General features: G+C 36.1%; 9 protein-coding genes. 8 read left to right on the plus strand and 1 reads right to left on the minus strand.

From position 1 onward, the window contains the following. Nucleotides 1–33 precede the first annotated feature (33 nt). From ABE048_RS10770 to ABE048_RS10790, 5 genes are all read left to right on the plus strand, one after another. Nucleotides 34–810, plus strand: coding sequence for an enoyl-CoA hydratase/isomerase family protein (locus ABE048_RS10770; RefSeq protein WP_430311279.1), 777 nt, complete (start codon nt 34–36; stop codon nt 808–810). A gap of 11 nt (nt 811–821) precedes the next feature. Further along, nucleotides 822–1,970, plus strand: a complete 1,149-nt coding sequence (locus ABE048_RS10775) for an acyl-CoA dehydrogenase family protein (protein WP_430311280.1) — start codon at nt 822–824, stop codon at nt 1,968–1,970. Nucleotides 1,971–2,048: 78 nt separating this feature from the next. Next, on the plus strand, nt 2,049–3,242 hold the full coding sequence (locus ABE048_RS10780; protein WP_430311281.1) for a thiolase family protein: 1,194 nt from the start codon (nt 2,049–2,051) through the stop codon (nt 3,240–3,242). A 19-nt stretch (nt 3,243–3,261) separates the two neighbouring features. Then, nucleotides 3,262–4,257, plus strand: coding sequence for a hydroxyacid dehydrogenase (locus tag ABE048_RS10785; RefSeq protein WP_430311282.1), 996 nt, complete (start codon nt 3,262–3,264; stop codon nt 4,255–4,257). 10 nt (nt 4,258–4,267) lie between these two features. Continuing rightward, the gene (locus tag ABE048_RS10790) at nt 4,268–5,344 is read left to right on the plus strand and encodes a tartrate dehydrogenase (RefSeq protein WP_430311283.1); all 1,077 of its coding nucleotides are present in this window, start codon (nt 4,268–4,270) and stop codon (nt 5,342–5,344) included. 198 nt (nt 5,345–5,542) lie between these two features. Here the strand turns inward: ABE048_RS10790 and ABE048_RS10795 are convergent, their stop codons facing one another. Then, on the minus strand, nt 5,543–6,754 hold the full coding sequence (locus ABE048_RS10795) for a CdaR family transcriptional regulator (RefSeq protein ID WP_430311284.1): 1,212 nt from the start codon (nt 6,752–6,754) through the stop codon (nt 5,543–5,545). A gap of 375 nt (nt 6,755–7,129) precedes the next feature. Between ABE048_RS10795 and ABE048_RS10800 the strand changes: the two genes are divergently transcribed. The 3 genes from ABE048_RS10800 to ABE048_RS10810 all read left to right on the plus strand — a co-directional run bounded on the left by ABE048_RS10800 (nt 7,130) and on the right by ABE048_RS10810 (nt 11,108). Next, on the plus strand, nt 7,130–8,218 hold the full coding sequence (locus tag ABE048_RS10800) for an aromatic ring-hydroxylating oxygenase subunit alpha (protein WP_430311285.1): 1,089 nt from the start codon (nt 7,130–7,132) through the stop codon (nt 8,216–8,218). A 101-nt stretch (nt 8,219–8,319) separates the two neighbouring features. Beyond that, nucleotides 8,320–9,762 carry an amino acid permease gene (locus tag ABE048_RS10805; RefSeq protein WP_430311287.1) on the plus strand — a complete coding sequence of 481 codons (1,443 nt, stop codon included), beginning with the start codon at nt 8,320–8,322 and terminating at the stop codon, nt 9,760–9,762. Further along, on the plus strand, nt 9,759–11,108 hold the full coding sequence (locus tag ABE048_RS10810; protein WP_430311286.1) for a flavin monoamine oxidase family protein: 1,350 nt from the start codon (nt 9,759–9,761) through the stop codon (nt 11,106–11,108). Before ABE048_RS10805 ends, ABE048_RS10810 begins: the two co-directional genes overlap by 4 nt. The last annotated feature ends 268 nt before the right edge of the window (nt 11,109–11,376 follow it).

Raw genomic sequence — 11,376 nt, forward strand, 5'->3', positions numbered from 1 at the left:
GAGATTTTGTATGAGTATGGAGGTGTGGAAAAGTTGAATTTTTCTAATATTATCGTAGAACAGGAAAATAATATGGGCGTTATTAAAATTAACCGTCCTGATCAACGAAATGCCTTAAATTTAGAGACATTACTTGAAATCGAAAAGGCGTTAGATGAATGGAAAGTAAATCAAGACATTCGAGTCATCATTTTTACAGGTGTAGGTGAAAAATCTTTCGCAGCTGGAGCAGACATTCGTGAATTGAATAAAAGAGTAATGATCGAAGCACTCCAACCAAATATGACAGCCACTTATAGAAAAATAGAAGAATATGAGAAGCCAACAATTGCAGCAATAAATGGCTTTGCCTTAGGTGGTGGTTTAGAGCTGGCTCTTTCCTGTGATATCCGCATAGCATCATTGAATGCAAAGATGGGGTTGCCAGAAGTTGGTTTGGGTATTATGCCTGGTGCCGGTGGAACTCAACGGCTCACTAGAATAATTGGTAGAGGAAATGCGTTGGATCTTATTCTGACTGGAGACATCATTACTGCGGAAGAGGCAGTAAAGCGAGGACTAGTAAGTTGTGCTGTTCCACAAGATGAACTTATTGAGAAATCTAAAGAGTATGCCAACAAAATTAGTTTAAAAGGTCCATTAGCTGTACGCTTAGCGAAAGCAGCGGTAAACCGCGGAGCAGATATTGATATGGAAACCGCACTTTACCTAGAAAAACTTTCCCAGACGATTTTGATTGGTTCTGAAGATAAACTTGAAGGTACACAAGCATTCCTAGAAAAAAGACATCCACATTTTGAAGGAAGATAAGGAGGCCAATAATGGATTTTACATTACCAGAAGATATTCAATTATTGCAAAAAGCTGTTCATGACTTTGTCCAAGGTGAAGTTGAAAAAGTAGCGATGGAAATAGAGGAAAATGACGAGATTCCTAGTCATATAGTTGAAAAGTCAAAAGAAATGGGGCTATTCGGCTTAAGTATTCCAGAAGAATACGGTGGTCTCGGTCTTAACATGGTTGGAAAATGTGCAATTTACGAAGAATTAGGTAAAACGCATAACGGCTATACGACTCTGATTGGAGCACATACAGGTATCGGAACAGTAGGAATTGTCGACCTCGGTACAAAAGAGCAAAAAGAAAAGTACCTTCCGAAAATGGCTAGCGGTGAATGGATTGGCGCATTTGCATTAACAGAGCCAAGTGCTGGATCAAATGCAGCTAATTTAAAGACAAGGGCTGAAAGAAAAGGAGACAAATTTATCATTAATGGTTCAAAGCACTATATTACCAATGCAGTCTGTGGCAATGTTTTCACCGTTATGGCTGTAACAGATCCGAGTAAAGGTGCGAAAGGGATTACTTCCTTTATTGTAGAAAAGGATTTTCCGGGCTTTATCGTAGGAAATGTAGAGAAAAAGATGGGGCTTCGTGGTTCACATTCTGCAGAACTCTTTTTTGAAAACTTGGAAGTTCCAATAGAAAATGTCCTCGGTGAAGAAGGTCAGGGATATGTAAATGCATTGAAAATACTAGCAAATGGACGGGCTGCACTTGCGGCAAGAAACCTGGGCTCCAGTGAAAAACTTTTGGAACATAGCATGGACTATGCAATGCAAAGAATTCAGTTTGATAAACCAATTTTTGAACAGCAAGCTGTTCAGCATATGCTAGCAGATATGGCTGTTGAAATCGAGTTGCTTCGTTCGATGACCTATCGGGTAGCATGGATGACAGATAAAGGTATGAGAGTAGTAAAGGAAGCAGCTATGGCAAAACTATATGGTTCAGAGGTATACAACCGTGTCGCTGATTTAGCGGTACAGATTCATGCGGGGATGGGTTATATGAAAGACTATCCAATAGAACGATACTACAGAGATGCGAGAATCACGAAAATTTATGAAGGTACAAGCCAAATTCAAAAAAATATTATTGCCGGAGAATTGAAAAAGGAGTTTTTATAAAAACTTTTTAAAAATAAGGGCTTCTTCTAAAAAGCTATGCAAGTTTTTCCTATGTGTATTTAAATCGGGGGTGTAAAGATGGAAAATCCAGTAATTATTGACGGTGTAAGGACCGCTATTGGTAGAATGGGGGGAACCCTTAAGGATATTGGAGTAGATTTTCTTTCAGAAAAAGTAATACGTGAGGCTATAAAGAGAGCCGAAATTAACCCTTCAGATGTGGAGGAAGTAGTTTGGGGACATGCAAAGCAAAGCTCAGATGTACCAAATTTAGCACGACTTGCGGCACTCAGAGCAGACCTTCCTATTGAAGTAGCTGGTTATACAGTTCATCGTCAATGTGGCTCTGGACTTCAAGCACTAAATAATGCTGCACAACAAATCATGTGTGGTTTATCAGATGTCATTATTACTGGCGGTGCTGAAAGTATGAGCACAGCTCCATATTATTTAAGAAAAGCTAGATATGGCTATGGTGCTGGAAATGCAGAGCTTGTTGATCCAAACACTGAAAGTCAACCAAGAGCACAACCAATTGAAGTATATGGAAATTTAACAATGGGATTAACAGCAGAAAATTTAGCAGAAAAATATAATATTAGTCGTGAAGAGCAAGATTATTTTTCTCTTGAAAGCCAACAAAAAGCTACTGATGCGATAGAAAATGGGAAATTTAAAGATGAAATTGTACCTTTCGAAATAAAGATGAAGAAAGAAATCGTCCAATTTGATACGGATGAACATCCTCGCTTAACTAGTTATGAAAAACTTTCAAGCTTAAAACCTGTTTTTAAAGATGGCGGTACAGTAACTGCTGGTAATTCAAGTGGCCGAAATGATGGAGCTGCTGCACTGATTATGATGTCTGAAGAAACAGCTGCAAAACGTGGATTATCACCACGTCTCCGTATCGTATCTCAAGCATCTATCGGAGTCTCTCCGGAAATTATGGGAATTGGTCCAGTACCTGCAACTCTGAAGGCTTTAAAACTAGCTGGATTAACCTTAGATGATATAGATCTAATTGAATTAAACGAGGCATTTGCTGCTCAAGCACTTGCTGTCGTTAAAGAATTAAATATTGATCGAAAAAAATTAAATGTTAACGGTGGTGCAATTGCATTGGGCCATCCTATTGGCGGTACAGGAGCTATTTTAACAGTTAAAATCATGAACGAACTTGAACGAACTGGTGGTAGATATGGTTTAATTACTGCTTGTATTGGTGGTGGTCAGGGTATCGCAACCATTGTAGAAAATCTAAGAGTCTAACCATTGGAGGGATAAAGGAATGAGTAGACCGCGTGTTTTACAGATTCTCTCAATGTATCATCCTGAAGGTGAAAAAATTTTACGAAAAGGTGCAGAAGTCATCCAAACAGACGAGTACGATATTGCTCATTTATGCGAATATGTAAAGGATGTAGAAGGAATTGTCCTCAGGGCACCAGCGAAAATTACGAAAGAAGTGATTAATGCAAATCCTAATCTAAAAGTAATTTCAGGCGCGGGTGTCGGACTAGATAATATTGATGTAGAGTATGCCACAAAAATGGGAATCCCAGTTCTACATGCACCTGCTGTGAATAAGAGATCGACAGCGGAACACACCGTAATGTTAATCATAGCATTAGCAAAATCAGTAATTCCCTTCAATGAAAATATGAAAAATGGTAATTATGATTCACGTATTTCTATTAAATCTTCCGAATTAAAAGGCAAAAAAGTAGGATTAATCGGATTTGGTAATATTGCACAAGAAGTTGCGAAAAGCCTAAAACTTGGATTTGATATGGATGTTACAGCATGGGTTAGAAAATACAATCCTGAAAAACATAAAATTGCTCACCAATTAGGAGTAGAAATCAATACGAATATGGACGAGGTATTTCAACAAAGTGACTTTATTTCAATTCATATTCCATTAAATGATCAAACTAGATATTCTATTAATCAAAGATATTTTTCTTTAATGAAACCATCTGCCTTTTTAATTAATACAGCTCGGGGTGCAATCCTAAATCAAAATGATTTATATCATGTATTAAAAGAAGGGAAAATTGGTGGAGCAGGCCTTGATGTATTCGATCCAGAACCTCCTGAAAAGGATCTGCCACTCTTAAGCTTACCAAATGTTATTGTTACGCCACATGTAGGTGGAACAACAGTTGAAAGTAATTATATCATGGCATCTACGGTAGCTGAGAATGTAATAAGAGTATTGACAGAAAAACGCCCTGAATATATTGCTAATCCAGAAGTACTGAACACAATTAAACAAGAATAGGAGAATGATGATGGACCATTTTTCGCTCGCTTTAATTCCTGGAGATGGTATTGGAGTAGATGTTGTCAGAGAAGGTAAGAAAGTATTAGATACAATTTGTAATATTCATGGTGGGATCTCTTTATCCTATACTGAATTTGACTGGAGCTGTGAATATTATGCGAAACATGGAAGTATGATGCCAGATGATGGTTTAGAACGATTAAAGGACTTTGATTCAATATTTCTTGGGGCTGTAGGCTATCCAGGCGTACCAGATCATGTGTCGCTTTGGGGGCTACTGTTACCAATAAGAAGACAATTTCAGCAGTATATCAATTTGCGTCCTGTTAAACTATTAAAGGGAATTCAGTCTCCATTAGTAGGTAAAACTTCCGAAGACTTAGATTTTATTGTTATTCGAGAAAATAACGAAGGCGAGTACTCGAATATTGGTGGTCGTATGTATGAAGGAACGGATATGGATATGGCTATCCAAAATAGTGTTTTTACGCGCAAGGGAGTAGAGCGAGTTTTAAGATATGCCTTTGATTTAGCACAAAAGAATGGAAAAAGAAGGCACGTTACAGCTGCTACTAAATCAAACGGGATTAATCATACAATGCCGTTCTGGGATGAATATGTTCAAAAAATTAATCAAGAATATTCGAATGTAACAAGCAATACCGTTCATATTGATGCACTTGCAGCTTTCTTTGTAAGTAAACCAGAAACGATGGATGTTGTAGTAGCATCCAATCTTTTCGGCGATATTCTGACTGATTTGGGTGCTGCTATTGTTGGGGGACTTGGAATTGCGCCATCTGCTAATATTAATCCTGAAAAGGAATTCCCCTCAATGTTTGAACCTGTACATGGATCTGCACCAGATATCGCAGGTAAGGGAATTGCCAATCCTCTTGCTTCTATTTGGTGTACAAGTATGATGCTTGATCATTTAGGACATCCAGAATCAGCAAAGGCAATCATCGAAACGATGGAGGAAGTGCTTCAAGAGAACGTAGTAACACCAGATCTTGGTGGGCAAGCAACAACGGAACAAGTTGGAGACTTCATTTGTGAGAAGTTAAAAACAAAGTTGGGTTAGGCAAAAATGAACACAAAAGTGTGGCAGATATTAGGAAACTTCTAAAAAACTGATTTATTTCTGATTTTTAAATATAGATAGGCTATAGCCTGAAGTGGAATCAGCTACAATTTTCGCTGATTCCACTTCATCATAAATTGAAAAATAAAATTTCACAATATATCTACTTCTGTTTAAACATTTTACAATTCCTCGATATTAGCCTCTTCTTTGCTTGGATTCTTCAAAACACTGAATAGCAGTAAATAATAGCATACAATGTTCAAAACTATTTGTATTTAGTGATGTGATTTCTCTAATTTTTTCTAATCTATAAATAATTGTGTTTCGATGAATAAAGAGATTACGGGATGCGACACTTAAATTCATATTGCATTTACAGAATTCGATAAAAGTAGAAGATAATACTTCATAATTATCATGCTCAATTAAGGATGTAATACTTCGTAATAACTTTTCCTCGTATGCAGGATTCAACTCTTTTGGAAGGAGCCATAACAAAGTTTCAAGTTCTTTGTAAACATAGATTCCATCACTTTCTTCAAAGCTCACTCCTAAGTTCATAGCTTTAATGGCATTATTATAGGATTCAATAATACCATTGATTCCTTTATTTTTATCCCCCACAGATATAAAGACACTAGCAGGATATTTCTTTTCTACAAAAGTATTTAACTTCTTGAGATTTTCATCTAAACTCGCAATTAATGATGAGTATGATTGTTTATAAGGGAGAGATTTAATGACAATAAAACGCTCAAAATCTAAGGATGAGATAATATCATCTTTACATTCATGGAAAATCAAATGCAAAAATCCTAAAACATCTTTTTGGAAATACTGGAATGTACCCAAAAATTCGTCATTGACTTTTTGGGACGACAAACTTTGTGAAAAACGATTAATCTTGATAACTAGGCAAACTCTATCTTTCTGTAAATTAAATTCTAGAAGATTTGCATATTGATGAATATGATCGGTTTCGGTTGTTTCTTTTTCGTTATAATTGATTAATTGATGAACAAACATTTCTACCATTTTTTCCTTAAGCTCTAACATTTCATTTCGGAAGGCTTCTTGGCACAACATTTCTACTTGATTTTTGACAAGTTGTACATATTTTTCGACCTCTCGAGGAGAACCAACGATTCCAAGAACCCCGATCACTTTATTATTAAACTTGATTGGAGCAGAAACTCCTGGAAGGATTTTCTTCTCAACCTCATTCTTACAATCTACTATTTCATTTTTCTTAATGACTTCTAAGGAGGGCTTATGAAAAATACCTATTCGACTTTTATCAGTAGAACCAATAATGATTCCCTCATTGTCTGTAATACTAATAGGGAATTTTAGGATTTCACTAGCCTTTTCTACAATTTTCTGTGCATTATATTCAAGTATTTTCATACAAAATCCCATTCCTTTCATAATATCAATACTTCAAAAAATGTAAGATAAAAAAATGTAATAAATATTCAACCCATTATATGTCTTATAAAATAAGGTTATTTCTATTATTATAATCTGAATATTCAAAAATAATCACCTTAATTATAATGCAAAAAACAATTATATGTAAAATTGGAACAGTTGATAAAATTGCTATTAATTTTGTTTATCTGGGTAAATTATACTAGTGTAGTAAAAAATAACAAAAAATCACGATGAAAGAGTTTTATTTTTGGATGTTTTACACATACAATTCTGAATATTTTTAATATAAGATTAACTTATTTCCAATACCAAAATTATTGCGAATAAAATCTAAGGGGGGAAATCTATTTGGACCAAATAGAAGTTAGAGTAAGTGAGAAAATTAGTGAAGCTTATACGCTACCGTCTTGGCTCTATACAAAACCTGAAGTTCTAGAAGTCGAGAAGAGAGAAATCTTTTGCAAAACATGGCAGTATGTTGGCCATATTAGCCAATTTACGAAGCCAGGGGATTATATTACAACAGAAGTAGCAGGTCGTCCGATTGTTGTTAATTACGGAAAAGATGGTAAACTTCGTGCTTTCTATAATGTATGTTCCCATAGAGCAGCAAAGCTTGTTGAAGGTGAAGGAAATAAGGCAGTTTTTACTTGTCCATATCATGGTTGGACATATCGTACAGATGGATCTCTTCTTAAAGCACCAAATATGAAAGATTGTGAGAACTTTGATTATCAAGATTTTTGTCTTAAGAATATTCAACTTGAAGTAGTTCAATCTTTTGTTTTTATTAATTTAGATCCTGAGGCACCATCTATGACTACCCAATTTCCTGACTTATTCCAACACGTGAAAAAATATAATCTGGGGGATCTTAAGAGAATCCGGGTAAAGGAAACGATTTGTAAATCCAATTGGAAGATTGGAATTGACAACTATCTTGAATGTGATCATTGTTCTCTCGTTCATAAAACCCTTGTTTCTAAGCTTGATATGAAGCTATACGACATAGCAATGTATGATAATTATTCATATCAGGGAACACCACTAAGAGGAAAGACAAGCGATTTTGGGTTAGGCGAAGGTGGGAGATATTATTGGTTGTATCCAAATACTTGGTTTTCATTTGATCCTGGACCGGGAAATCTTTCTATCCATCAATCTATCCCGATTGACCATAAAACAACAAAGTATATTTATACCACCTTCTTTTTAAATGATGAGGTGTCAGAAGAGGAGAAAGAATTATTAGCAATGGATGATCTAGTTAGAAAAGAGGATCTTGATATTTGTGAAGTAGTCCAACAAGGAATTGAAACGGGTGCTTATAAACAAGGAAGATTTTCACCAACAGAAAATTTAGTCCATCAATTTCATTTACTTTTACAAAAGGATTTAGAAGCAGTACTCCCACTACCGGTATCAAATTCGAAATAGCCAAATAGCAAAATGTATCACTGAATATCTTATGTATGACTCAAAATGTAAACGCTTACGTTGAATCTTTAAAAATTTCTTCAGAAGGATGGTGAATTATGATGGAAAATAGTAAAGATAAACAGCGACAATTAGAGCGGAAGATGAAAAGCAGACATTTATTTATGATTTCTTTGGGAGGCATCATAGGAACTGGTCTATTTTTAGGTTCTGGGTATGCGATAGGTGAGGCAGGTCCAACAGGGATCATTTTGGCATATTTAGTAGGTGGTTTACTAATGTATTTGGCGATGGTATGTTTAGGCGAATTATCTGTTGTAATGCCAGTTTCAGGCTCGTTTCAAGCTCATGCGACAAAGTTTATTGGTCCAGCCACTGGTTTTGTTGTTGGATGGGTTTATTGGTTAAGCTGGGCTTTAACTGTTGGACTCGAATTTTTAGCCGCTGGATTATTAATGGATAGATGGTTTCCTGATGTACCTACATGGATTTGGTGTGTTTTCTTTGTGATATTATTAACTACTATTAATTCACTGACGACGAAATTCTTTGCTGAAACAGAATATTGGTTTGCAGGAATAAAAGTTGTTGCCGTAATCATTTTTATTATTGTAGGTCTTTCGGCGGTTTTTGGCTTAATTGATCTAAAAAATCAACCTACTCCATATTTTTCTAATTTCTTTGGAAATGGTTTGTTGCCTGAGGGGATCTCAGGGGTATTCATCTCAATGATGACGGTTGTCTTTGCTTTCCAAGGTTCAGAGATTATGGGGGTTGCAGCTGGGGAGACAGAAGAACCAGAAAAGAGTATTCCAAGAGCTATTCGAACATTGGTTTTCAGGATTTTAATATTTTATATTTTAGCTATTTTTGTTTTATCTGCTATTCTTCCTTATAAAGAGGCTAGTGTACTTGAAAGTCCATTTGTTACAGTTTTTGATATGGTAGGAATACCATATGCTGCAGATATTATGAACTTCGTCATATTAACTGCTATCCTTTCAGTTGGAAATACCGGATTATTTGCCTGTACAAGGGTAATGTTTTCGCTAGCTCAAAGTGGAATGGCGCCCAAAGTTTTAGGTAAATTAAATAAACAGGGTGTACCATCAAATGCATTATTGATAACACTAGGATTTGCTTTGATTTCTTTGCTAACAAGTATCGTAGCAAAAGATACATTATTCGTCGTTTTACTGTCAGTAAGTGGTATTGGCGGTACGCTAACTTGGTTAACAATTGCCGCTTCTCAAATCGGTTTCCGTAGACAATATGTAAGAAATGGAGGAAAAGTTGAGGATCTAGTATATAGAGTTAAACTTTACCCATTTGTACCTATTCTTTGTATTGCTATGTGCTTATTTATCTTTGCATTCACTGCTTATGACAAAACACAACGTAACTCACTATTTTGGGGATTAGGATTCATTGCTGCTTGCTATTTATATTATTATATCGTGTTTAATCGAAGAAATATTAAATTGCCGATAGATACAGAGTTATCAGTAGTTGAAGAAAAAAGTAGGGAGGAAATAATAAATTGAAAAATATTAATTATGATGTAATTATTGTTGGAGGCGGGTTTTCGGGAATAACAGCTGCTAGGGAGCTTAGTATGTTAGGACATAAGGTTCTTGTTATAGAAGCACGTGATCGTATTGGGGGAAGAACATGGGTAGATAACCGCTTAGGGACTCGACTTGAAATGGGTGGCACTTACGTTCATTGGCATCAACCTCATGTCTGGACGGAAATAACACGATATGGGTTGGAGCTTACAACAGGACCTGATACGCAAAAGGTATACTGGATAGCAGACGGTAAATCATTTTCAGCTCCTGCTAGCGATTTTAAGAATAAGCTTAGAAAGGCATTTGAAAAATTATTAAAAGAGGGAAATGAATATTTACCACTTCCTTTTCAACCTTTACAATCTGATAAGTTTAGAGAGTTAGATGGTATCACAGCTGATCAATTTATCAAAACTTTTGATTTAACAAAAGAAGAATATGATATTATTCATGGCTGGGTTGCTTCAGATTTTTGTGGCGCACCTGAAGAAGGAGCTGCTACACAAATACTCCGTTGGTGGGCTTTTTCACAAGGACACTGGGAGACCCAAAGTGCCATGATATCGACTTACCGTTTAAAAGAGGGAACATCAGCGCTAATTGAGGCAATTTCAGCAGATGCTAATGCTGATTTAGAGCTTTCTACTATTGTAAAAAAGATTGAGCATCAAAAAGATACTGTTAATGTTATCACAGATAGTGGCACTTGCTTCACTGGAAAAGCAGTGATCGTAACGGTTCCGCTTACGACTTTGCAAGATATTGTATTCGAGCCAGCACTGTCTCTTGAAAAACAGGCTGCATCAAAAGAAGGTCAGACAGCTAAGGGTGTAAAAGTTTGGGCCAGAGTGAAAGGAGAATTAGAACCATTCGATGCCCTAGCACCGGGAAATTATCTATTAAATTCTGTTCATCTAGACCGCATGATAGATGGGGACAGTATAGTTGTTGGTTTCGGACCAAGTGCAGCAATACTCGATCCGAACGACAAGGATGCTGTTGAGCGTGCATTAAAGTATTGGATTCCTGACATTGAAGTTGTTGAAAGTACGGGACATGATTGGGTGAACGATGAATTTTCCAGAGAGACTTGGCCAATGCTGAAACCAAATCAATTAACATCTTACCATGAGGAATGGAACACACCTGAAAACACTGTCTTCTTGGGAGGTACAACATTTGCAAATGGTTGGGCTGGTTTTATAGATGGTGCAATTGAAAATGGTTTAACTGTCAGCAGAAGAGTTCATAAGTTTCTTTCTGCAGAAGCAGTTAGCTCAAGAGAAAAGAACCAATTTACAATTGAATCAATTTCATAATTCAACTATTTGTTAAAAATACGAACAATAAATGGGCCTTGTTTTATGCCATATCTATTAGAACATTGTCTTTTAAGCGGAAGGTGGCTAGCCCTCGAAAATGCATTCGAATTTCCATCGTGCGATGTTATTTAAGTGAGGTGCATTCATACTCCTACGGGAAAAGCTTGAGCTGAAAGCATTGCAGGAAGGCACTGAAAAAGTAAAAATAGATGGAAATTTATTATGAAAATCTTGTATTGCTATATTTGTTGAAGTGGAATTAGCG

Source organism: Rummeliibacillus pycnus, from assembly GCF_050459865.1.
GTDB lineage: Bacteria > Bacillota > Bacilli > Bacillales_A > Planococcaceae > Rummeliibacillus > Rummeliibacillus pycnus_B.